Raw genomic sequence first — 22,154 nt, forward strand, 5'->3', positions numbered from 1 at the left:
CCGGCTGTAGTTGGGGGCTGCCATGCAGCCCTTTCGCCGGCAAGCCGGCTCCCACAGGGTCTGCATGTAGCTTGTGGGAGCCGGCTTGCCGGCGAAAGGGCCGCAAGGCGGCCCCGTCGATTACAGTTTGATCCAGGTCGCCTTCAGCTCGGTGTACTTCTCCAATGCGTGCAGCGACTTGTCACGGCCGTTGCCCGACTGTTTGAAGCCGCCAAACGGCGCGGTCATGTCGCCACCGTCGTACTGGTTGACCCAGACACTGCCGGCGCGCACGGCGCGGGCGGTCTTGTGCGCCTTGGAGATGTCCGAGGTCCAGATGCCCGCGGCCAGGCCATATGGCGTGTCGTTGGCGATGGCCACGGCCTCTTCGGCGCTATCGAAGGTGATCACCGACAGTACCGGGCCGAAGATCTCTTCCTTGGCGATCTTCATGGCGTTGGTCACGCCGTCGAAGATGGTCGGCTCGACGTAAGTGCCACCAGTCTCTTCCAGGATGCGCTTGCCGCCAGCCAGCAGCTTGGCGCCGTCCTGGTGACCGGCCTCGATGTACGACAGCACGGTGTTCATCTGCTGGGTGTCGACCAGTGCGCCGACGGTGGTTGCCGGGTCCAGCGGGTTGCCTGGTTTCCAGGCCTTGAGGGCCTCGACCACCATGGGCAGGAACTTGTCCTTGATCGAGCGCTCGACCAACAGGCGGGAACCTGCGGTGCAGACTTCGCCCTGGTTGAAGGCGATGGCGCTGGCGGCGGCCTCGGCGGCGGCCTGCAGGTCAGGGGCATCGGCGAAGACGATGTTCGGGCTCTTGCCACCGGCTTCCAGCCAGACACGCTTCATGTTCGACTCACCGGCATAGACCATCAGCTGCTTGGCGATCTTGGTCGAACCGGTGAACACCAGGGTGTCGACGTCCATGTGCAGGGCCAGGGCCTTGCCCACGGTGTGGCCATAGCCTGGCAGCACGTTCAGCACGCCAGCCGGAATACCGGCCTCGATGGCCAGCTGGGCGATGCGGATCGCGGTCAGCGGCGATTTTTCGGACGGTTTGAGCACGATGGAGTTGCCGGTGGCCAGGGCTGGGCCCAGCTTCCAGCACGCCATCAGCAGCGGGAAGTTCCACGGTACGATGGCACCGACCACGCCCACTGGCTCGCGGGTCACCAGGCCGAGCTGGTCGTGCGGGGTCGGGGCGACTTCGTCGTAGACTTTGTCGATGGCCTCGGCAGTCCAGTGGATGGCCTGGGCCGCGCCCGGAATGTCGATGGTGGAGGAGTCACCGATCGGCTTGCCCATGTCGAGGGTTTCGAGCAGGGCCAGCTCCTCGACGTTCTTGCGCAGCAAGTCGGCGAAGCGGATCAGCTTGGCCTTGCGCTTGGCCGGGGCCAGGCGCGACCAGGCGCCGGATTCGAACACGGCGCGGGCGTTGTCGACAGCGCGGTTGGCGTCGGCCAGGTCGCAGCTGGCGACCTTGGCCAGGAAGCGTCCGTCCACCGGGCTCAGGCAGTCGAAGGTTTCACCGGATGCGGCATCGGTGTATTCGCCGTTGATGAAGGCGCGGCCTTCGATCTTCAGTTGCTGGGCACGCTGTTCCCAGTCCGCACGAGTCAGGGTGGTCATAGGAAACTCCTCTCTTGTTAAGGTGCAACGCCGCACTGAGGACTCACGGGCGCTGTCAGAAATTCTGGCCGGGTGACGACGCACACGGGCACCTGCCACCCTAAACCAGGGCGGGGAAACTATCAATATATTTGACACCAACGGCTCAAATGCCTACTGATGTTCATTTTATTAAACAACAACAGGGTAACCACCATGAGTATCACCAGCATCGTCGACTTTGCCCAGGTTCTGACCGAAGCCGAACGCTACCGCCCGGCAGCGGAGAAAATCCTCAAGGGCGAGCCTGACCAGGCTGTCTACAACCACTACGCCAGCCCGTGCGGGCAGTTCGCCGCGGGCGTCTGGGAGGGCGAGGTGGGCCAGTGGACGGTGAACTACACCGAGCACGAGTACTGCGAGATCGTCCAGGGTGTGTCGGTGCTGCGCGACCAGGACGGCGGCGCCAAGACCTTGCGTGCCGGCGATCGTTTTGTGATCCCCGCAGGCTTCAAGGGCACCTGGGAAGTGCTGGAGCCGTGCCGCAAGATCTATGTGATGTTCGAGCAGAAATGAACCCGGTCGCGAGGCCCCGCTTTTTGCAGGCCCCGCGATGACTTTGCTGGAGACATAAAAAAACCCGCCACCTTGCGGTTGCGGGTTTTTTCAGGTTGCCGATCAATTACTTGATCTTGGCTTCCTTGTACACCACGTGCTTGCGGACGACCGGATCGTACTTCTTGATCTCGATCTTGTCCGGAGTGGTGCGCTTGTTCTTGTCGGTGGTGTAGAAGTGGCCGGTACCGGCACTCGAAACCAGACGGATCAATTCACGCATGATGTTCTCCTTTAAACCTTGGCGCCAGCGCGACGGATGTCGACCAGAACGGCATCGATGCCGCGCTTGTCGATGATACGCATGCCTTTGGCGGAAACGCGCAGACGCACGAAGCGCTTCTCGGACTCAACCCAGAAACGGTGGTGCTGCAGGTTCGGCAGGAAACGACGACGGGTTTTGTTGTTTGCGTGGGAAATATTGTTCCCAGTTACCGGACCCTTACCGGTAACTTGACAGACTCTCGACATGCCTCAGCCCTCTAAAACCACATGCCCAACCCGGCATGGGTTGGCCGCTTAATCTCTCAGTCAATGGCGCCAAGGCGCCGTGTTCCCGGGGGTCTTATCGGCCGGGTGCGCTTACGCGACAGACCGAGCCCCTAGAAAAGAGCGCTGCTTTATACCAGAAAGACTCCGCCACAACAACAGAATATGAGAGTTCCGGTCGGGCCGAGCGCGCCTGGGCAGCATAACGACTGGGGCGGCAAGCTGTCGACCGCCCGTCGCCGAATTAATGCGAAAGGGTGTGGTCATTTGCCCATGCCCGCACTAGGGTAGGACATTTCCTCAATTTTCCAGACTGCACCGGCAGATGGGCCACCGACCAGCCAAGGAGTCACCATGCGTGCCGCCGCCCTTTCCCTCCTGTTCACCACCCTGTGCGCCGCGGGCCTTGCCCAGGCCGCAGCGCTGTCGGTGTGCACCGAAGCCAGCCCCGAAGGCTTCGACGTGGTGCAGTACAACTCGCTGACCACCACCAACGCCTCGGCCGACGTGCTGATGAACCGCCTGGTCGAGTTCGACGCCGCCGAGGGCAAGGTGGTGCCGAGCCTGGCGCAAAGCTGGACGGTGTCGCCTGACGGCCTGGTCTACGACTTCAAGCTGCGCCCGGACGTGAAGTTTCACACCACCGCTTACTTCAAGCCGACCCGAGAACTGGACGCCGACGACGTCCTGTTCAGCTTCCAACGCATGCTCTACCCGGCCCACGCCTGGCACAAGACCGCCCCGGGCGGCTACCCGCATGCCCAATCTCTGCAACTGGGCAGCCTGATCAAGGCCATCGACGCACCCGAGCCGCACACCGTGCGCTTCACCCTGACCCACGCCGACGCCACTTTCCTGGCCACCCTGAGCATGGGCTTTGCCTCGATCTACTCCGCCGAATATGCCGACAAGCTGCTCAAGGCCGGCACCCCCGAGAAACTCAACAACCAGCCAGTGGGCACCGGCCCGTTCGTCTTCCAGCGTTTCCAGAAAGACGCCGTGGTGCGCTACCGCGCCAACCCTGACTATTTCGCCGGCAAGCCGTCGATCGACCCGCTGATCTACGCCATCACCCCGGACGCCAACGTCCGCCTGCAAAAGATCAGGCGCGGCGAATGCCAGGTGGCCCTGTCGCCCAAGCCGCTGGACATCGCCGAGGCCGGCAAGGACGGCAACCTCAAGGTCGCCACCACCCCAGCATTCATGACCGCCTTCGTCGCCATCAACAGCCAGCACCCGCCACTGGACAAGCCTGAAGTGCGCCAGGCCATCAACCTGGCCTTCGACAAGCCGGCGTACCTCAAGGCCGTGTTCGAAGATACCGCCACTGCCGCCAACGGTCCCTATCCGCCGAATACCTGGAGCTATGCCAAGGACCTGCCCGGCTACACGCTCGATCACAAGAAGGCCAAGGCATTGCTGGCCAAGGCCGGCCTGGGCAAGGGTTTCGAGACCACCATCTGGACCCGCCCGTCGGGCAGCCTGCTCAACCCCAACCCCAGCCTGGGCGCACAGATGCTGCAGGCCGACCTTGCGAAAATCGGCATCAAGGCCGAGATCCGCACCATCGAGTGGGGCGAGCTGATCCGCCGCGCCAAGGCCGGCGAGCACGACCTGCTGTTCATGGGCTGGGCCGGAGACAACGGCGACCCGGACAACTTCCTCAGCCCGCAGTTTGCCTGCGCCGCGGTCAAGTCCGGAACCAACTTCGCGCGCTTCTGCGACAACCGCCTGGACCAGTTGATCAACGCCGGACGCACCACCAACGACCAGAGCGTGCGCAGCCGGCTGTACCAGCAGGCTCAGACGCTGATCCAGCAGCAGGCGCTGTGGCTGCCGCTGGCGCATCCGACAGCGGCCGCGCTGCTGCGCCAGGACGTGCAGGGTTATCAGGTGAGCCCGTTCGGGCGGCAGGATTTCAGCAAGGTCTCAGTCAACCGCTGACGCCCAATCGCGAGGCAAGCCCACAGTCATTGTGACAGCGGGCTTGCCCCGCGCTGCCTAACCGGCCAGCCATCCATGCTCGACCATCGATAACGGCTCGCCATCACCCACGATGACATGGTCCATCACCCGCACATCGATCAGCGCCAGCGAGCGCTTGAGCATCAGCGTCAAGTGCACGTCATCCTGGCTCGGCTCGCAAATGCCCGACGGATGGTTATGGCAGAGGATCAGGGCCGCCGCGTTGTGCAGCAATGAGCGCCGAACGACCTCGCGAGGGTAGATACTCGCGCGGTCGATGGTGCCACGGAACAGTATCTCGAACGCCAACGGCCGATGCTTAGTGTCCAGGAACAGGCAGCCGAACACCTCGCTGGACTCGTGCCGCAGCATGGACTTGAGATAGCGCCTCACCGAGGTCGGGCTCTCCAGGACCGACGCACGCTCGATGTGCTCATCCAGGTAGCGCCTGCCTATTTCCAGCAATGCCTGCAACTGCGCATACCGCACCGGCCCCAGGCCAGGCTCGCGCAGCACCACGGCCCGATCCGCCTCGAGGAACTGCCGCAGCCCGCCGAACTTCGCCAGCAGCCCACGCGCCAGGTCGAGCACATTGCGTCCGGCAACCCCAGACCCCAGCAGTACCGCCAGCAATTCCGCATCCGACAGAATCGCTGCCCCGCGCTGCAACAACTTCTCCCTCGGCCGTTCTTCAGCCGGCCACTCCCTGATGTTCATTTCCCCTCCTCGCCTGCCACTACGGCCCCTTTGGGCGCTGTGTTAATCTAGTTCGCTTCGAAAATGCGACGATCTGCCGCAGGCAGCCGTCGTCGCCACCCGCTTTCACTGGAATAAGGCAAGGCCTATGCAGCGGTTGTATCGCAAGCGCATCGTTCTCGGCGTAGGTGGCGGCATCGCCGCCTACAAGAGCGCCGAGCTGATTCGCCGACTCCTGGAACACGGCGCGCAGGTGCGCGTGGTCATGACCCGTGGTGGCGCCGAGTTCATCACCCCGCTCACGTTGCAGGCGCTGTCCGGCCACCCGGTGCACATGGACCTGCTCGACCCTGCGGCCGAAGCGGCCATGGGCCATATCGAGCTGGCCAAATGGGCCGACCTGGTCCTGATCGCCCCGGCCACCGCCGACCTGATGGCGCGCATGGCCCAAGGCATGGCCGACGACCTGCTGACCACCCTGGTGCTGGCCACCGACGCCACCGTCGCCGTCGCCCCGGCGATGAACCAGGCCATGTGGCGTGACCCGGCAACTCAGGACAACCTCGACCTGCTCAAGCGCCGTGGCATCCAGGTGTTCGGCCCGGCCTCCGGCAGCCAGGCCTGTGGCGACGTGGGCCTGGGCCGCATGCTCGAAGCCACCGACCTGGCCTGGTGCGCCGCAGAAAGCTTCAAACGCCAGGCCCTGACCGGCAAACACGTGCTGATCACCGCCGGTCCCACCCAAGAGAACATCGATCCGGTGCGCTACATCACCAACCATAGTTCAGGGAAGATGGGCTTTGCCCTGGCCGAGGCCGCCGCCGAAGCCGGGGCCCGGGTTACCCTCGTCACCGGTCCTGTGCACCTGCAGACCCCCGACCGGGTCAGCCGCATCGACGTGGTCAGCGCGCGGGACATGCTCGCGGCCTGCGAAGCAGCCATGCCGTGCGACCTGTTCATCGCCTCGGCTGCAGTCGCGGACTACCGCCCTGAGGTCGTCGCCCCGCAGAAGCTCAAGAAAGATCCCACCACCGGCGACGGCATGCTGCTGCAGATGGTGCGCAATCCCGATATCCTTGCGACCATTGCCGGCCGCGCCGACCGCCCGTTCAGCGTCGGCTTCGCCGCCGAGACCGAGCACCTGCTCGACTACGCCACGCGCAAGCTCAAGGACAAGAACCTCGACCTGATCGTCGCCAATGATGTGGCCAACCCCAGCATCGGCTTCAACAGCGAGGAAAATGCCCTGACCGTGATCGACCGGCAGCAGCATCAAACCCTCTTCGCGCAGACCAGCAAAGGCAAGATTGCCCGCCAGTTGGTCGCCTTCATCGCCGAACGGCTCAACCAGGTTCAATAAGTTACATGCACGCTCTTCAAGCCAAGATCCTCGACCCACGCCTGGGCACCGAATTCCCCCTGCCGCAGTACGCCACCCCCGGTTCCGCCGGGCTGGACCTGCGCGCCCTGCTCAAGGAGGACACCGTCCTCGAACCGGGCCAGACCCTGCTGATCCCCACCGGCCTGGCGGTGTACATCGGCGACCCGGGCCTGGCGGCCATGATCCTGCCGCGCTCGGGCCTGGGCCATAAGCACGGCATCGTGCTGGGCAACCTGGTTGGCCTGATCGACTCCGACTACCAGGGCGAGCTGATGGTGTCCTGCTGGAACCGTGGCACCACGCCGTTCACCATCACCGTTGGCGAGCGTATCGCGCAGCTGATCCTGGTGCCGGTGGTGCAGGCGCACTTCGATATCGTCGAGCAGTTCGACGAAACCCAGCGTGGCGCCGGCGGCTTCGGCCATTCAGGCACCCGCTGAGCCGACAGCAGACCGTTCGGGCCATGGATGGCGAACTCTGCGGCGAAACCACCGTCCAAGCGTTCAGTTTGTGCCTGCCCAGAAGCCTTTGAATACTTGGAGTCCCCAGAGATGAACGACATGGCCCAGCTGGTCCCCGCACTGCCCGACAGCATCTTCCGCGCCTATGACATCCGCGGCGTGGTCGGCAAGACCCTGCATGCCGAGACCGCCTACTGGATCGGTCGCGCCATCGGCGCCCAGACTCTCGCCCAGGGCGAGCCACAGATCTCGGTCGGCCGTGACGGTCGCCTGTCCGGCCCGATGCTGGTCGAGCAACTGATCAAAGGCCTGGCCGACGCTGGTTGCCAGGTCAGCGATGTCGGTCTGGTGCCGACCCCGGCGCTGTACTACGCGGCCAATGTGCTGGCCGGCAAGTCGGGCGTGATGCTCACCGGCAGCCACAACCCGTCGGACTACAACGGTTTCAAGATCGTGATTGCCGGCGACACCCTGGCTAACGAGCAGATCCAAGCCCTGCTGACCCGCCTGAAGACCAACGACCTGACCCGCGGCGAAGGCCGCGTGGAAAAGGTCGAGATCCTTGATCGCTACTTCCAGCAGATCGTTGCCGACGTGAAACTGGCCAAACGCCTGAAGGTGGTGGTCGACTGCGGCAATGGCGCGGCCGGCGTGGTCGCTCCGCAACTGATCGAAGCGTTGAACTGTGAGGTGATCCCACTGTTCTGCGAAGTCGACGGCAACTTCCCCAACCACCACCCGGACCCGGGCAAGCCCGAGAACCTGGAAGACCTGATCGCCAAGGTGAAAGAGACCGGCGCCGATATCGGCCTGGCCTTCGACGGCGACGGTGACCGCGTGGGTGTGGTGACCAACACCGGCAGCATCGTCTACCCCGACCGCCTGCTGATGCTGTTCGCCCAGGACGTGCTGTCGCGCAACCCGGGCGCCGAGATCATCTTCGACGTCAAATGCACGCGCCGCCTGACCCCGCTGATCGAACAGCACGGTGGCCGCGCGCTGATGTGGAAGACCGGCCACTCGCTGATCAAGAAGAAGATGAAACAGACCGGCTCGCTGCTGGCCGGCGAGATGAGCGGGCACATCTTCATCAAGGAACGCTGGTACGGTTTCGACGATGGCATCTACAGCGCCGCGCGCCTGCTGGAGATCCTCAGCAAGGCCGGGCAGGACGCCGAAAGCCTGTTCGCCGCGTTCCCCAATGATATTTCCACGCCGGAAATCAACATTGATGTGACCGACGAGGGTAAATTCAGCATCATTGATGCACTGCAACGCGACGCCGACTGGGGCGAAGCCAGCCTGACCACCATCGACGGTGTGCGGGTCGACTATCCCCACGGCTGGGGCCTGGTTCGCGCCTCCAACACCACACCGGTGCTGGTGCTGCGCTTCGAGGCCGACAGCGCCGCAGAACTCGACCGAATCAAGGCTGTATTCCGCACGCAGTTGCTGCGGGTCCAACCAGGCCTGCAACTGCCGTTCTGACGACTATCCGTTCCTTACCTGGAGCCCTGCATGACCCTCGATCGCGATGCCGCTTCCCATGTAGCCGAGGTTTTGTCCGAAGCACTGCCTTACATCCGCCGCTTCGTCGGCAAGACCCTGGTGATCAAGTACGGCGGCAACGCGATGGAGAGCGAGGAGCTCAAGACCGGCTTCGCCCGTGACATCGTGCTGATGAAGGCTGTAGGCATCAACCCGGTGGTGGTTCACGGTGGCGGCCCGCAAATCGGCGACCTGCTCAAGCGCCTGTCGATCGACAGCCACTTCATCGATGGCATGCGCGTCACCGACGCGGCGACCATGGACGTGGTGGAGATGGTCCTGGGCGGCCAGGTGAACAAGGACATCGTCAACCTGATCAACCGCCACGGCGGCAGCGCCATCGGCCTGACCGGCAAGGATGCTGAGCTGATCCGCGCCAAGAAGCTCACCGTCACCCGCCAGACCCCGGAGATGACCACCCCGGAAATCATCGACATCGGCCATGTCGGCGAGGTCGTCAGCGTCAACACCGACCTGCTGAACATGCTGGTCAAGGGTGACTTCATCCCGGTGATCGCGCCGATCGGCGTGGGCGCCAACGGCGAGTCCTACAACATCAACGCCGACCTGGTGGCCGGCAAGGTGGCCGAGGCGCTCAAGGCCGAGAAGCTGATGCTGCTGACCAACATCGCCGGCCTGATGGACAAGCAGGGCGAGGTCCTCACCGGGCTGAGCACCGAGCAGGTCAACGAGCTGATCGCCGACGGCACCATCTACGGCGGCATGCTGCCGAAGATCAAGTGCGCGCTGGATGCCGTCCAGGGTGGCGTGAACAGCTCGCACATCATCGACGGCCGCGTGCCGAATGCCGTGCTGCTGGAGATCTTCACCGACAGCGGCGTGGGCACGCTGATCAGCAACCGCAAGCCACGCTGATTCAACCAGCCCTCTGCCATGCAAGCCCGCCCCCCACGCAGATGGAGGGTACGGGCTTGTATCGCGACAAGACGAGCACCGCCCAGAACAGTCCCACAGCAGTGTCGGACGGGTACTACAACATCTGCTTTCATCGGCTGATTAGCATGGAGACTTCCCACACACAGGAGATCCAGCGATGAAAAAAGACGAGGTGCCCTACGGCAGCGATGTTTCCGCAGGTAGCTACGAGTGTGCCGACTGCGGCTACGAGTACTCCAATCAGGGTAAGAAGTCACTCCCGCCTTGCCCCGATTTCGACACCATTTCCCACCCGAAGCGCGCCTGGAAGATCCTGACCGGTGTCGGCGACGCCGTGCAGGACCCCTACCCCAACGGCCGTTGAAACACCGGCATGAAAAAAGGCGACCTCAGGGTCGCCTTTTCCGTTGCCGTGTGTGCGTCAGATACCGTACTGGGCGCGGTAGGCTTCGACCGCCGGCAGGTGTTGCTTGAGCTGCGGGTCGTCAGCCAGGAATTCCAGCACCTGGGTCAGCGAGACGATGCTCACGACCGGGATACCGAAGTCGCGCTCGACTTCCTGGATCGCCGACAGCTCGCCATTGCCGCGCTCTTCGCGGTTCAGCGCGATCAGCACGCCGGCGGCCTTGGCCTGCTGGGCGTTGATGATCTGCATCACTTCGCGGATGGCAGTGCCGGCGGTGATCACGTCGTCGATGATCAGCACGTCGCCGGCCAGCGGGGCGCCGACCAGGCTGCCGCCCTCACCATGGTCCTTGGCTTCCTTGCGGTTGAAGCACCACGGCACGTCGAGCTGGTGTTGCTCGGCCAGGGCCACGGCAGTGGCCGCCGCCAGGGGGATACCCTTGTAGGCCGGGCCGAACAGCACGTCGAAGGGGATCTTGCTGTCGACGATGGCCGCCGCGTAGCAACGCCCCAGCTGCGCCAGGGCGGACCCGGTGTTGAACAGGCCGGCATTGAAGAAGTACGGGCTGGTACGCCCCGATTTCAGGGTGAACTCACCGAAGCGCAGAACGCCGCGATCGATGGCAAAACGGATGAAGTCGCGCTGATACGGCTGCATGAAAGGTCCCGGACACCACGGATTTAGCTAAATGTGTTGAGCTCGGGTATCATACACGCACGAGATTTTTGGGGCCATTTATGCGGATCATCAGTGTGAACGTAAATGGCATTCAGGCTGCGGCCGAGCGTGGATTGCTCAGCTGGTTACAGGCCCAGAATGCCGACGTCATCTGCCTTCAGGATACCCGCGCCTCGGCCTTTGAACTCGACGACCCAGCTTTCCAGCTCGATGGCTATTTCCTTTACGCCTGCGACGCGGAGGTGCCCACCCAAGGTGGCGTGGCACTTTACTCGCGCATGCAGCCCAAGGCAGTCATCACCGGCCTGGGCTTCGAGACAGCCGACCGCTACGGGCGTTATCTGCAAGCAGATTTCGACAAAGTCAGTATTGCCAGCCTGTTGCTGCCTTCGGGCATGAACGGCGACGAGGACTTGAACCAGAAGTTCAAGTTGATGGACGACTTCGCCAAGTACCTGGACAAGCAGCGCCGCAAGCGTCGCGAGTACATCTACTGCGGCTCGTTCTACGTCGCGCAGCAGAAGCTCGACATCAAGAACTGGCGTGACAGCCAGCAGTCGCCGGGTTTCCTGCCACCCGAGCGCGCCTGGATGGACGCCATCGTCGGCGACATGGGCTATGTCGATGCCCTGCGCGAAGTCAGCCGTGAAGGCGACCAGTACAGCTGGTGGCCGGACAACGAGCAAGCCGAGATGCTCAACCTGGGTTATCGGTTCGACTACCAGATCCTCACCCCAGGCCTGCGCCGCTTCGTGCGCAACGCTCGCCTGCCGCGCCAGCCGCGCTTCTCCCAGCACGCGCCGCTGATCGTGGACTACGACTGGACGCTGACCATCTGAGGATGGCACGCACAAAAAAGCCGACCATCAGGTCGGCTTTTTTGTGTCTATCTGATCGGCCGCCAGATGAAGGGATAGCGATACGGCTGCCCTTCATTGGCCTTGACCGCTGCCAGGATAATCAGGATCAGCACCGCCACCATCAGCACGGCGAACAGCAGGATGCCGATGAACACGAACATCAGCAGGAAGCAGACGAAGCCAGCGATGGTCACGCTGATCTGGAAGTTCAGCGCCTCCTTGCCCTGGGCATCGATGAATGGGTCCTGTTCGCGCTTGAGGTGCCACAGCACCAGCGGGCCGAGCAAATGCCCAAGGGGCAGCACCAGCCCCAGGAGCGCCGAGAGGTGGCAGAACATCGCCCATTGCCGGACATCGGCGCTGGGCGGGGTGATCGGCAGATCCGAATCCTTCATGTCCCGCACCTCCCTGGTGTCTGCTCAGTCGGCCAGTGCCGCCTTCTGCAGTTCGAAGATTTCGTCCATGCCCTTCTGCGCCAGCGCCAGCATGGCGTTGAAGTCGGCAGGCTGGAACGGCGCGCCCTCGGCGGTGCCCTGTACCTCGATGAAACCACCGGCGCTGGTCATGACCACGTTCAGGTCGGTCTCGGCGGCGGAGTCCTCGAGGTAGTCGAGGTCGAGCACGGCCTCGCCCTGGTACATGCCCACCGATACCGCAGCGATCATGTGCTTGAGCGGGTTGCCACCCTTGAGACCGCCACGTTTCTTGATCACCGCCAGGGCGTCGCACAGGGCGACCATGGCGCCGGTGATCGAGGCAGTGCGGGTGCCGCCGTCGGCCTGGATCACGTCGCAGTCGACGTACAGGGTAATGTCGCCGAGCTTGCTCATGTCCAGCGCGGCGCGCAGGGAGCGGCCAATCAGGCGCTGGATCTCGAGGGTGCGGCCGCCTTGCTTGCCACGGCTGGCCTCGCGCTGGTTACGCTCGCCGGTGGAGCGCGGCAGCATGCCGTACTCGGCGGTCAGCCAACCTTGGCCCTGGCCTTTGAGGAAGCGCGGAACACCGTTCTCGACGCTGACCGTGCAGATGACCTTGGTGTCACCGAACTCGACCAGAACCGATCCTTCGGCGTGCTTGGTGTAGTTGCGAGTAATGCGGATCGAGCGGAGCTGATCGGCGGCGCGACCACTTGGACGTTTCATCTGGAATACCTGTACGGGGACTTTGAATCTGCCGAGCATTATAGAGCCCGACACCCGACGAAGGCACGCCTGTCGTCGCGCTCGCGCAGCCTGTCGTGTTTTCCGACAGGTTTCGGGGCGACCGTTAGCATGGCTGGATTGGGCGCCCGCGCCGCACTGCGCTACAATCCTGCGCCTTGCAGCCGACAGGCTCCCCGTCCACCTGAATACGCGAGGTACTCCCCATGGTGCATAGCATGACCGCTTTTGCTCGTGTCGAGCGCGCTGGCAGCCAAGGCACCCTGGTCTGGGAGCTGCGCTCGGTCAACCACCGCTATCTCGAACCCCACCTGCGCCTGCCCGAGGCCCTGCGCGACCTCGAAGGCGCCGTACGCGAAGGCCTGCGCCAAGGCCTCTCGCGCGGCAAGGTCGAGTGCACCCTGCGCCTGAGCGAGGACAGCACCGGCAAGCCACTGCAGGTCGATCGCGAACGCGCCGCGCAACTGGTCGCTGCCGCCGAAACCGTCGCCAGCCTGATCAAGCAACCGGCACCGCTCAACCCGCTGGAAGTACTGGCCTGGCCGGGCGTGCTGGTGGCCGACGCCACCGATCCGCAAGCGCTCAATGCCGAAGCCATCGCACTGTTCGACGAAGCCCTGACCGAACTCAAGGCCGGCCGCCAACGCGAAGGCGCCGAACTGGCCCGGCTGATCAACGAACGCCTGGACAGCATGGCCGGCGAAGTCGCCACCCTGCGCACCCTGGTGCCGCAGATGCTGGCCGCGCAACGGCAGAAGGTCCTCGATCGCTTCGGCGATATGAAGGCCGAGCTCGACCCGCAGCGCCTGGAGCAGGAAATGGTCCTGCTGGCGCAGAAGAGCGACGTCGCCGAAGAGCTGGACCGCCTCAGCACCCACGCCACCGAAGTGCGCCGGGTGCTCAAGTCGGGCGGCGCCGCCGGCCGGCGCCTGGACTTCCTGATGCAGGAGCTCAACCGCGAAGCCAACACCCTTGGCTCCAAGGCATTCGACCCACGCAGCACGCAGGCAGCAGTCAACCTGAAGGTGCTGATCGAACAGATGCGTGAACAAGTACAGAACATCGAGTAAGGCCACCCCTACCATGAACCACAGCAGCGGCACCCTCTACATCGTCTCGGCCCCGTCCGGCGCCGGCAAGACCAGCCTGGTCACGGCCCTGATCAAGGACGACGAGCGCGTCCGCGTCTCGGTCTCCCACACCACCCGCGCCATGCGCCCGGGCGAGGAACACGGGGTCAACTATCACTTCGTCGTCCACGAAGCGTTCAAGGCACTGATCGCCCAAGGCGATTTCCTCGAGCACGCCGAAGTGTTCGGCAACTTCTACGGCACTTCGCGCAGCGCCCTGCAGGAAACCCTCGACCAGGGCTACGACCTGATCCTGGAGATCGACTGGCAAGGTGCCCAGCAGGTGCGCAAGCTGATGCCCGAGGCGCGTTCGATCTTCATCCTGCCGCCAAGCCAGGAGGCCCTGCGCCAACGCCTGGACGGCCGTGGCCAGGACAGCGAGGAAATCATCGCCGGACGCATGAAGGAAGCGGTCAGCGAGATGGTGCACTACGACGAATATGAGTACGTCATCATCAACGATGACTTCGATGTGGCGCTGGATGACCTGAAAGCGGTGTTCCGCTCGAACCGGCTACTGCTCAAGAAACAACAACAGCGCCATGAGGCGCTGCTGAAACAACTGGTCGGCTGAAGACAGCCGGGGCCTCTGCGAGGCCCATTCGCCGGCAAGCCGGCTCCCACATGGATCACGCCACCTCGAGTCAAGCATCGTACCTGTGGGAGCTGGCTTGCCAGCGAATGGGGCGCAAAGCGCCCCCAGCTGTTATTCCTGCAGTTGGATAGTGGCCTGCTGACGCAGGGTAGCCCCCAGGAAGTACGCCGGCGCACGCAGCCGCGACAGCAGCATCAGCACGATGCCCAGCGCCGAGATGATCGCCGCGATCACGAATACCAGCCCCAGCCCACCCACATGCGAGCCACTGCCGAAGTCTGGCGAGGCGCTGTCTATCGCCGTGCGCAGGAAGATCACCGACAGGATCAGGCCACCCACCAGCGGGCACACGCCGCGCATGAAGAAGTGGCGCACGCTGTCGAACAGGCTGCGGCGGAAGTACCACACGCAGGCAAAGGCGGTCAGCGAGTAGTAGAAGCAGATCATCATGCCCAGGGCGGTGATGGTGTCGGCCAGCACGTTCTCGCTGAGGGTACGCATGGTCACGTAGAACAGGCCCGCGGCAATGCCGGCACAGATGGTCGCGTAGCGCGGCGTCTGCGAACGCGGGCAGACCGTGGCGAAGCGTTGCGGCACGGCGCCGTAGTAACCCATGGCGAGCAGGGTGCGCGCCGGCGAGACGAAGGTCGATTGCAGCGAGGCCGCGGTGCTGGCCAGCACCGCGATGGACATCAGGATCGCCAGCGGCCCCATGACCGGGCCGGCCAGGTGGGCGAACACGTTCTCCTGGATGCGCGGGTTGTTCAGGCCCAGGCCATGCTCGCTGATCCCGGCAAACTGCAGGGTGGCGATGGCGGTGAGCAGGTACAGGCCGAGGATCAGCAGCACGGTCCAGGTCGCCGCCTTGCCCGGCACTTCGTCGCTGCCGATCGACTCTTCGCTGACGGTCAGGCACACGTCCCAGCCCCAGAAAATGAAGATCGACAGCGACAGGCCGGCGGCAAAGGCCGAGAACGATTCGACACCGAACGGGTTGAACCAGGCCAGGTCGAACGCCAGCGGCGGCGGCGCGGTGGTCTCGCCGAACGCGGCAAAGGCGAAGCCGATCAGCACCAGCAACTGCAAGGCCACCAGGCCGTACTGCACCGTCATGGTGGTGGCCATGCCGCGACAGCAGATCCACACTGCCAGGGCGATGAACACGCAACAGGTGGTGACGTTGATCAACAGGTTGTCCGCCAGCGCGGCCAGCTCCTGGTTGCCGGTGATCTGCGCCAGGAACAGGTAGAAGAAGTCCACCGCCACGCCTGCCAGGTTGGACAGCACGATAGTGGTGGCCACCACCAGCCCCCAGCCGCCAATCCAGCCGATCATCGGGCCGAAGGCCCGGGCCGACCAGGTGAAGGACGTGCCGCTGTCGGGCTCCGCCGAGTTCAGCTCGCGGTAGCCCAGGGCGACCAGCAGCATCGGCAGGAAGCCGACGATGAACACCGCCGGCAAGTGGGCGCCGACTTCACGCACGGTCGGGCCGAGCGCGCCAGTCAGGGTGTAGACCGGTGCAATGGTGGAAATGCCCAGCACGACGCTGGCCAGCAGGCCGAGGCGGCCCTTGGCCAGGCCCTTGCTGCGCTGGGTGTTGCCCGAGTCGGCCGCCACGTCGGGTGGGCGGCCGGCTTCTGTGTAATCGCTCATGAGTATTTGCCGTAACTATTGGAATTGTTTTCACAGGCCCGCCGTAGAGGGCCCGCTTCCACTCATTGAAAGCTCACTGCCGGGGTGGGTCATCCGAGACTACCGGGTGACGTCAGAGGGTCTTCTGGCGCACACCCTCCCGTACAGCATGGGCAATGCAGGCCTCGCGGAACGCCTCGAACAGGCGCAGCGAAACCGGGTTTTCGGCGAAACGCCATTCAGGGTGCCACTGCACGCCGAGTACAAAGCCCGGCGCATCAGGCATCGACACCGCTTCAATCAGGCCATCCGGGGCCCGTGCCTCGACGCGCAGGCCCGGGGCCAGGCGGTCGATACCCTGGCTGTGCAGCGAGTTGACCTCGAACCGCGCAGCCAGGCCCAGGCGCTCGAACATCCCACCCGGCTGTATACCGACGGGGTGACGAGGGCCGTATTGCACCTCCAGGGGTGCATCCTCAGGTTCGCGGTGGTCCAGGTAGCCGGGCAACTCCTGCACCCGTTGGTGCAGGCTGCCACCGAGGGCCACGTTCAGTTCCTGGAAGCCACGGCAGATGCACAACACCGGCACACCCGCGGCAATGGCCGCCTGCAGCAGCGGCAAGGTCAGGCGGTCACGTGCAAGATCGTGCCGGGTGCCTTCCGCGCTGGGCGCGCCATTGTAATGATGCGGCTCGACATTTGAAGGCGAACCGGTAAAAAGAATGCCATCGAGCCTGGCCAACAGCGCCTGCGTGTCGCTGCCGCCGTCACGGGCCGGCAGGATCAGCGGCAACCCGGCAAAGCCCGCGGCCTCGACATACTTGTCGCCCACCGTGTGCGACGAGTTCTTCCCCACCTGCTGACGGCAGGCGCTGACACCGATCAAGGGGACCGCAATTGCGCTCATGGGCTTACACCGTGTGCAGGTACCAGTTGTACTCGAGGTCGGAGATCGACACTTCGAACTCGGCCAGCTCGCTCTCCTTGCAGGCCACGAAAATGTCGATGTAGTCCGGGCTGATGTATTGGTTGAGGACTTCACTGTCATCCAGCGCGCGCAGGGCATCACGCAGGTTGTTCGGCAGGCTCTGCTCCAACTGCTCGTACGAGTTGCCTTCGATCGGCGCGTCCGGCTCGACCTTGTTGGTCAGGCCGTGGTGGATGCCGGCGAGGATCGCCGCAAGCATGAGGTACGGGTTAGCGTCGGCGCCGGCCACGCGGTGTTCGATGCGCACGTTCTCGCTGCTGTCGGTCGGCACACGGACGGCCACGGTGCGGTTGTCCAGGCCCCAGCTCGGCGCGTTGGGCACGTAGAACTGGGCACCGAAGCGACGGTACGAGTTGATGTTCGGGCAGAGGAACGCCATCGATGCCGGCATGGTTTCCAGCACACCGCCGACGGCATGGCGCAGGGTGTCGCTTTGCAGCGGGTCCTCATTGGCGAAGATGTTCTTGCCGGTTTTCTTGTCCAGCAACGAAATGTGCACGTGCAGGCCGTTGCCGGCCTGGCCCGGATAGGGCTTGGCCATGAAGGTGGAGTCCATCTCATGGTCGTAGGCGACGTTCTTGATCAGGCGCTTGAGCAGGATCGCGTAGTCACAGGCCTTCAGCGGGTCGGCGACGTGGTGCAGGTTCACCTCGAATTGCGCCGGCGCGCTTTCCTTGACGATGGCATCAGCCGGCAGGCCCTGCTCCTTGGCGGCTTCGAGCATGTCCTGAAGGCAGTCGGCGTACTCATCAAGGTCATCGATCAGATACACCTGGGTCGACTGCGGGCGCTTGCCCGAAATCGGCGAGCGCGGCGGCTGCGGGCGACCGTTGAGGTTGTCCTGGTCGATCAGGTAGAACTCCAGCTCGAACGCGGCGCAGATATCCAGGCCCAGGTCGTCGAACTTGCTCACCACCTGGCGCAGCACTTCCCGCGGGTCGGCGAAGAACGGCGCGCCGTCCAGCTCATGCATGGTCATCAGCAGCTGGGCGGTGGGGCGTTTCTGCCAGGGTTCGTCACACAGCGTGCCGGGAATCGGCAAACAGATGCGGTCGGCGTCACCGATATCCAGGCCCAGCCCGGTGCTTTCGACGGTCGAGCCGTTGATATCCAGCGCAAACAGCGACGCCGGCAGGTTGATGCCCTTCTCGTACACCTTGTGCAGGCTGGCACGCTCGATGCGCTTGCCGCGCACCACGCCGTTCATGTCGGAGATCAGCAGGTCGACGTACTGGGTATCCGGATGGGCATCCAGGAATTCATTCATCTCGCGGGAAGAACTGGCGCACGGGGAGACCGACGTCATGGCTGTACATCCTTTGATTCGGAGCGGCGATGTGGGAACTGCGGATGACGCCTTGGAGGGCGACGATGGTGCTGCTGTTGTTCTTTTCACTGGCCCATCGTTGGGGGCTGGTTGCCGACCGGCTGCATTGATTCCCGGGGGCCGTTCCACTATAAAATGGCCAAAACGCAACAGACATTGGCATTTTGGCAAGCAGAGCGTGCACCGATGCAATATCAGATCAACCATGCGGACCTTTCCCTGGTCCTGGCACTGGAGCGCGGCCGCTCGCTGGCCAAGGCAGCCGAACTGCTCAAGGTCGACGTTTCGACGGTGTTCCGTTCGATCCGCCGGCTGGAGTCGGCGCTGGGCACCGCCTTGTTCGTCAAGAGCCGTAAAGGCTACCTGCCCACCGACACCGCCCAGGCCCTGGCCGAACAGGCCGAGCGTGCCGAACAGGCACTGGACGCGGCGCGCATCGCCCTGACCAGCGGCGAACAGGTGGTCAGCGGCACCGTGCGCCTGACCTGCACCGAGGCCGTGCTGCACAGCCTGCTGCTGCCGGCGCTGGCCGAGTTCATGCCCAATTATCCGGCGTTGTCGCTGGAGATGGGTACCTCCAACACCTTCGCCAACCTCAGCCGCCGCGATGCCGACATCGCCCTGCGCCTGACCAACACGCCGCCGGAGCACCTTGTCGGGCGCTGCCTGGGGTCGACCTCCTACGTGGTCTGCGGCCAGCCAGCGCTGCGCGAGCGGCTGCAGGAGGCGCCCCTGAGCGTGCCGTGGATCGCCCCCGACGATTCCATGCAGGACCACGCCACCGTGGTCTGGCGCAACCAGCATCATCCCGGCCTGATCCCGCGTTACCAGTGCAGCGGCATGTCGACCATCGCCCAACTGGTGACCACCGGCCTGGGCGTGGCGGCGCTACCCGACTACATGGTCCACGACCTGCCCGGCGTCGAGGCACTGAGCGGCCCGCTGCCCGGCTGCGACACCCAGTTGTGGCTGCTGACGCGGCCCGATTGCCGTGCCCTGCGCTCGGTGCAGACGCTGTTCGAGGAGCTGACCCCGCGCCTGCGCGACGCAATGTTGCGTTAACGCGTCAAGGGCGGTTGTTTTCGGGTAACAAGAACCGTTATCGTCCGAATCAGGCAGGACACGGACTGCTTAGCGGGCAAGTCCGCTTCCACAGGGCCCGCAAAGCGATTCCAACAGCATCGGAGAAAGGCCACCCGACAAAACAGCCCTTCCCTATTGGCTGGTGATTTTTTAAACTATCGAGTCCGCCTGCCCATTCTGGGCTGCACGCCTAACCGCATTTGCTACTGAGGAAGACCATGGCCCGCGTAACTGTTGAAGACTGCCTGGAACACGTGGATAACCGCTTTGAGCTGGTCATGCTCTCGACCAAGCGCGCCCGCCAGCTGGCTACCGGCGGCAAAGAGCCACGCGTTGCGTGGGAAAACGACAAGCCTACCGTCGTCGCCCTGCGTGAAATCGCCGAAGGCATCGTCACGCCAGAGTTCATCGCCGCCGAAGAGATCGTCACCGAGGATCCGGTATTCGCCGCGTTCGAGGACGAGAACAACGAGGCCGTCTGATTGATGCCCAGTCGACACCGTGCGGCGCAAGGCCCTCTTCTACTGCAAGAGGTGAAACCATGCCGGGTATAGAAGCCCTCGCCGAACGGCTGTCGACCTATCTGGGCCCCGAACAGGTCAACCTGGTTCGCCGGGCCTACTTCTACGCCGAACAGGCCCACGATGGCCAGCGCCGCCGCAGCGGCGAGCCCTACGTGACCCATCCGCTGGCGGTGGCCAGCATCCTTGCCGACATGCACATGGACCATCAGAGCCTGATGGCGGCCATGCTGCACGACGTGATCGAAGACACCGGCATCGCCAAGGAAGCCTTGAGCCAGCAATTCGGCGAGACCGTCGCCGAGCTGGTCGACGGGGTCAGCAAGCTGACCCAGATGAACTTCGAGACCAAGGCCGAGGCGCAGGCCGAAAACTTCCAGAAGATGGCCATGGCCATGGCCCGCGATATCCGCGTGATCCTGGTCAAGCTGGCCGACCGCCTGCACAACATGCGCACCCTGGAAGTGCTCTCCGGCGAAAAACGCCGGCGCATCGCCAAGGAAACCCTCGAGATCTACGCCCCCATCGCCAATCGCCTGGGCATGCACACCGTGCGCGTGGAATTCGAGGACCTCGGCTTCAAAGCCATGCACCCGATGCGTTCGTCGCTGATCCACCGGGCGGTGAAGGCCGCGCGCGGAAACCGCAAGGAAATCGTCGCCAAGATCGAGACCTCGCTGGCCAACTGCCTGGCCGCCGACGGCATCGAGGGCGAGGTCAGCGGCCGGCAGAAACACCTCTATGGCATCTACAAGAAGATGCGCGGCAAGCGCCGCGCCTTCACCGAGATCATGGACGTGTACGCCTTCCGCATCATCGTCGACAAGGTCGACACCTGCTACCGCGTGCTCGGTGCCGTGCACAACCTGTACAAGCCGCTGCCGGGCCGCTTCAAGGACTACATCGCGATCCCCAAGGCCAACGGCTACCAGTCGTTGCACACCACGCTGTTCGGCATGCACGGGGTTCCCATCGAAATCCAGATCCGCACCCGCGAGATGGAAGAGATGGCCAACAACGGCATCGCCGCGCACTGGCTGTACAAGTCCAACGAGGAAGAGCAGCCAAAAGGCAGCCATGCCCGCGCCCGCCAATGGGTCAAGGGCATCCTCGAGCTGCAGCAGCGCGCCGGCAACTCGCTGGAATTCATCGAGAGCGTGAAGATCGACCTGTTCCCGGACGAGGTCTACGTCTTCACCCCGAAAGGCCGGATCATGGAGCTGCCCAAGGGCTCCACCGCCGTCGACTTCGCCTACGCGGTGCACACCGACGTCGGCAACAGCTGCATCGCCTGCCGCATCAACCGCCGCCTGGCACCGCTGTCCGAGCCACTGCAGAGCGGCTCCACCGTCGAGATTGTCAGCGCACCGGGGGCCCGGCCGAACCCGGCCTGGCTCAATTTCGTGGTCACCGGCAAGGCGCGCACGCATATCCGCCACGCCCTCAAGCAGCAGCGCCGCTCCGAGTCCATCAGCCTTGGCGAGCGCCTGCTGAACAAGGTGCTGACCGGCTTCGACAGCAGCCTTGAGAAGATCCCGCAGGAGCGCATCCAGGCGATCCTCACCGAGTACCGCCTGGAGCTGGTCGAAGACCTGCTCGAAGACATCGGCCTGGGCAACCGCATGGCCTACGTGGTCGCCCGCCGCCTGCTGTCCGCCGAAGGCGAACAGCTGCCGGCCCCGGAAGGCCCGCTGGCGATCCGCGGCACCGAGGGCCTGGTGCTCAGCTACGCCAAGTGCTGCACGCCGATCCCGGGCGATCCTATCGTCGGCCACCTGTCGGCGGGCAAAGGCATGGTCGTGCACCTGGAAGACTGCCGCAACATCAGTGAAGTCCGGCATAACCCAGAGAAGTGCCTGCAGCTCTCCTGGGCCAAGGACATCACCGGCGAGTTCAACGTCGAGCTGCGCGTCGAGCTGGAGCACCAGCGCGGCCTGATCGCCCTGCTGGCGAGCAGCGTCAACGCCGCCGACGGCAACATCGAGAAAATCAGCATGGACGAACGCGACGGCCGTATCAGCGTGGTCCAACTGGTGGTCAGCGTGCACGACCGCGTGCACCTGGCCCGTGTGATCAAGAAGCTGCGCACCTTGACCGGCGTGGTCCGCATCACCCGGATGCGTGCGTAG

At 64.1% G+C, this 22,154-nt stretch carries 22 protein-coding genes and 1 pseudogene; 13 read left to right on the top strand and 10 right to left on the bottom strand.

Annotated elements, in window-relative coordinates; all coding sequences use genetic code 11:
* Positions 1 to 120 precede the first annotated feature (120 nt).
* Positions 121 to 1,614: an aldehyde dehydrogenase gene (locus tag CCOS191_RS26130; protein ID WP_046857579.1), complete on the bottom strand. Its 1,494-nt coding sequence runs from the start codon at positions 1,612 to 1,614 to the stop codon at positions 121 to 123.
* 195 nt (positions 1,615 to 1,809) lie between these two features.
* Between CCOS191_RS26130 and CCOS191_RS26135 the strand changes: the two genes are divergently transcribed.
* On the top strand, positions 1,810 to 2,169 hold the full coding sequence (locus CCOS191_RS26135) for a cupin domain-containing protein (RefSeq protein WP_046857580.1): 360 nt from the start codon (positions 1,810 to 1,812) through the stop codon (positions 2,167 to 2,169).
* 106 nt (positions 2,170 to 2,275) lie between these two features.
* Here CCOS191_RS26135 and rpmG read toward each other — a convergent pair whose 3' ends face one another.
* The gene (rpmG, locus tag CCOS191_RS26140; protein WP_003253507.1) at positions 2,276 to 2,431 is read right to left on the bottom strand and encodes a 50S ribosomal protein L33; all 156 of its coding nucleotides are present in this window, start codon (positions 2,429 to 2,431) and stop codon (positions 2,276 to 2,278) included.
* Positions 2,432 to 2,442: 11 nt separating this feature from the next.
* Positions 2,443 to 2,679 carry a 50S ribosomal protein L28 gene (gene rpmB, locus CCOS191_RS26145; RefSeq protein WP_023629974.1) on the bottom strand — a complete coding sequence of 79 codons (237 nt, stop codon included), beginning with the start codon at positions 2,677 to 2,679 and terminating at the stop codon, positions 2,443 to 2,445.
* 372 nt (positions 2,680 to 3,051) lie between these two features.
* Here rpmB and CCOS191_RS26150 point away from each other — a divergent pair, with 372 nt between their 5' ends.
* Positions 3,052 to 4,641 (top strand): ABC transporter substrate-binding protein, encoded by a 1,590-nt coding sequence (locus CCOS191_RS26150; protein ID WP_046857581.1) that lies wholly within the window; start codon positions 3,052 to 3,054, stop codon positions 4,639 to 4,641.
* A 57-nt stretch (positions 4,642 to 4,698) separates the two neighbouring features.
* Here CCOS191_RS26150 and radC read toward each other — a convergent pair whose 3' ends face one another.
* Positions 4,699 to 5,379: a RadC family protein gene (gene radC, locus CCOS191_RS26155; RefSeq protein ID WP_046857582.1), complete on the bottom strand. Its 681-nt coding sequence runs from the start codon at positions 5,377 to 5,379 to the stop codon at positions 4,699 to 4,701.
* Between the two features lie 127 nt (positions 5,380 to 5,506).
* On the opposite strand from radC, the gene coaBC reads away from it, so the two are divergent.
* The 5 genes and pseudogenes from coaBC to CCOS191_RS26180 all read left to right on the top strand — a co-directional run bounded on the left by coaBC (position 5,507) and on the right by CCOS191_RS26180 (position 10,009).
* Positions 5,507 to 6,718, top strand: a complete 1,212-nt coding sequence (gene coaBC / locus CCOS191_RS26160; protein ID WP_046857583.1) for a bifunctional phosphopantothenoylcysteine decarboxylase/phosphopantothenate--cysteine ligase CoaBC — start codon at positions 5,507 to 5,509, stop codon at positions 6,716 to 6,718.
* Between the two features lie 5 nt (positions 6,719 to 6,723).
* Complete coding sequence (gene dut / locus CCOS191_RS26165) at positions 6,724 to 7,179, top strand: dUTP diphosphatase (RefSeq protein ID WP_046857584.1); 456 nt, start codon at positions 6,724 to 6,726, stop codon at positions 7,177 to 7,179.
* Between the two features lie 135 nt (positions 7,180 to 7,314).
* Positions 7,315 to 8,688, top strand: a pseudogene (locus tag CCOS191_RS26170) (phosphomannomutase/phosphoglucomutase); the annotation flags it as partial.
* Positions 8,689 to 8,718: 30 nt separating this feature from the next.
* Positions 8,719 to 9,624, top strand: a complete 906-nt coding sequence (gene argB / locus CCOS191_RS26175) for an acetylglutamate kinase (protein ID WP_023629901.1) — start codon at positions 8,719 to 8,721, stop codon at positions 9,622 to 9,624.
* Positions 9,625 to 9,802: 178 nt separating this feature from the next.
* Positions 9,803 to 10,009, top strand: a complete 207-nt coding sequence (locus CCOS191_RS26180) for a hypothetical protein (protein ID WP_023629900.1) — start codon at positions 9,803 to 9,805, stop codon at positions 10,007 to 10,009.
* A 57-nt stretch (positions 10,010 to 10,066) separates the two neighbouring features.
* On the opposite strand, the gene pyrE is transcribed toward CCOS191_RS26180, so the two are convergent.
* On the bottom strand, positions 10,067 to 10,708 hold the full coding sequence (gene pyrE, locus CCOS191_RS26185) for an orotate phosphoribosyltransferase (RefSeq protein WP_011536401.1): 642 nt from the start codon (positions 10,706 to 10,708) through the stop codon (positions 10,067 to 10,069).
* A gap of 80 nt (positions 10,709 to 10,788) precedes the next feature.
* Here pyrE and CCOS191_RS26190 point away from each other — a divergent pair, with 80 nt between their 5' ends.
* Entirely contained in the window at positions 10,789 to 11,568 is a 780-nt protein-coding gene (locus tag CCOS191_RS26190) for an exodeoxyribonuclease III (protein ID WP_023629898.1), read from the top strand.
* Positions 11,569 to 11,615: 47 nt separating this feature from the next.
* Here the strand turns inward: CCOS191_RS26190 and CCOS191_RS26195 are convergent, their stop codons facing one another.
* Complete coding sequence (locus CCOS191_RS26195) at positions 11,616 to 11,984, bottom strand: DUF4870 domain-containing protein (RefSeq protein WP_046857586.1); 369 nt, start codon at positions 11,982 to 11,984, stop codon at positions 11,616 to 11,618.
* A gap of 24 nt (positions 11,985 to 12,008) precedes the next feature.
* The gene (rph, locus tag CCOS191_RS26200) at positions 12,009 to 12,731 is read right to left on the bottom strand and encodes a ribonuclease PH (protein ID WP_046857587.1); all 723 of its coding nucleotides are present in this window, start codon (positions 12,729 to 12,731) and stop codon (positions 12,009 to 12,011) included.
* Positions 12,732 to 12,955: 224 nt separating this feature from the next.
* Here rph and CCOS191_RS26205 point away from each other — a divergent pair, with 224 nt between their 5' ends.
* On the top strand, positions 12,956 to 13,819 hold the full coding sequence (locus CCOS191_RS26205; RefSeq protein ID WP_046857588.1) for a YicC/YloC family endoribonuclease: 864 nt from the start codon (positions 12,956 to 12,958) through the stop codon (positions 13,817 to 13,819).
* A gap of 13 nt (positions 13,820 to 13,832) precedes the next feature.
* Positions 13,833 to 14,453 (top strand): guanylate kinase, encoded by a 621-nt coding sequence (gmk, locus tag CCOS191_RS26210; RefSeq protein ID WP_046857589.1) that lies wholly within the window; start codon positions 13,833 to 13,835, stop codon positions 14,451 to 14,453.
* A 132-nt stretch (positions 14,454 to 14,585) separates the two neighbouring features.
* Here the strand turns inward: gmk and CCOS191_RS26215 are convergent, their stop codons facing one another.
* The 3 genes from CCOS191_RS26215 to CCOS191_RS26225 all read right to left on the bottom strand — a co-directional run bounded on the left by CCOS191_RS26215 (position 14,586) and on the right by CCOS191_RS26225 (position 18,400).
* Positions 14,586 to 16,127 carry an APC family permease gene (locus CCOS191_RS26215; protein ID WP_046857590.1) on the bottom strand — a complete coding sequence of 514 codons (1,542 nt, stop codon included), beginning with the start codon at positions 16,125 to 16,127 and terminating at the stop codon, positions 14,586 to 14,588.
* A gap of 112 nt (positions 16,128 to 16,239) precedes the next feature.
* Positions 16,240 to 17,013: a gamma-glutamyl-gamma-aminobutyrate hydrolase family protein gene (locus CCOS191_RS26220; protein WP_046857591.1), complete on the bottom strand. Its 774-nt coding sequence runs from the start codon at positions 17,011 to 17,013 to the stop codon at positions 16,240 to 16,242.
* A gap of 4 nt (positions 17,014 to 17,017) precedes the next feature.
* On the bottom strand, positions 17,018 to 18,400 hold the full coding sequence (locus CCOS191_RS26225; protein WP_038707060.1) for a glutamine synthetase family protein: 1,383 nt from the start codon (positions 18,398 to 18,400) through the stop codon (positions 17,018 to 17,020).
* Between the two features lie 207 nt (positions 18,401 to 18,607).
* Here CCOS191_RS26225 and CCOS191_RS26230 point away from each other — a divergent pair, with 207 nt between their 5' ends.
* The 3 genes from CCOS191_RS26230 (at position 18,608) to spoT (ending at position 22,154) form a co-directional block, all read left to right on the top strand.
* Entirely contained in the window at positions 18,608 to 19,483 is an 876-nt protein-coding gene (locus CCOS191_RS26230; RefSeq protein WP_038707061.1) for a LysR family transcriptional regulator, read from the top strand.
* Between the two features lie 239 nt (positions 19,484 to 19,722).
* Positions 19,723 to 19,986, top strand: a complete 264-nt coding sequence (gene rpoZ, locus CCOS191_RS26235) for a DNA-directed RNA polymerase subunit omega (RefSeq protein ID WP_008091595.1) — start codon at positions 19,723 to 19,725, stop codon at positions 19,984 to 19,986.
* 59 nt (positions 19,987 to 20,045) lie between these two features.
* Positions 20,046 to 22,154, top strand: coding sequence for a bifunctional GTP diphosphokinase/guanosine-3',5'-bis pyrophosphate 3'-pyrophosphohydrolase (spoT, locus tag CCOS191_RS26240; RefSeq protein WP_046857592.1), 2,109 nt, complete (start codon positions 20,046 to 20,048; stop codon positions 22,152 to 22,154).

This window comes from Pseudomonas sp. CCOS 191 (assembly GCF_001007005.1).
In the GTDB taxonomy this organism is placed as follows: Bacteria; Pseudomonadota; Gammaproteobacteria; order Pseudomonadales; family Pseudomonadaceae; genus Aquipseudomonas; species Aquipseudomonas soli.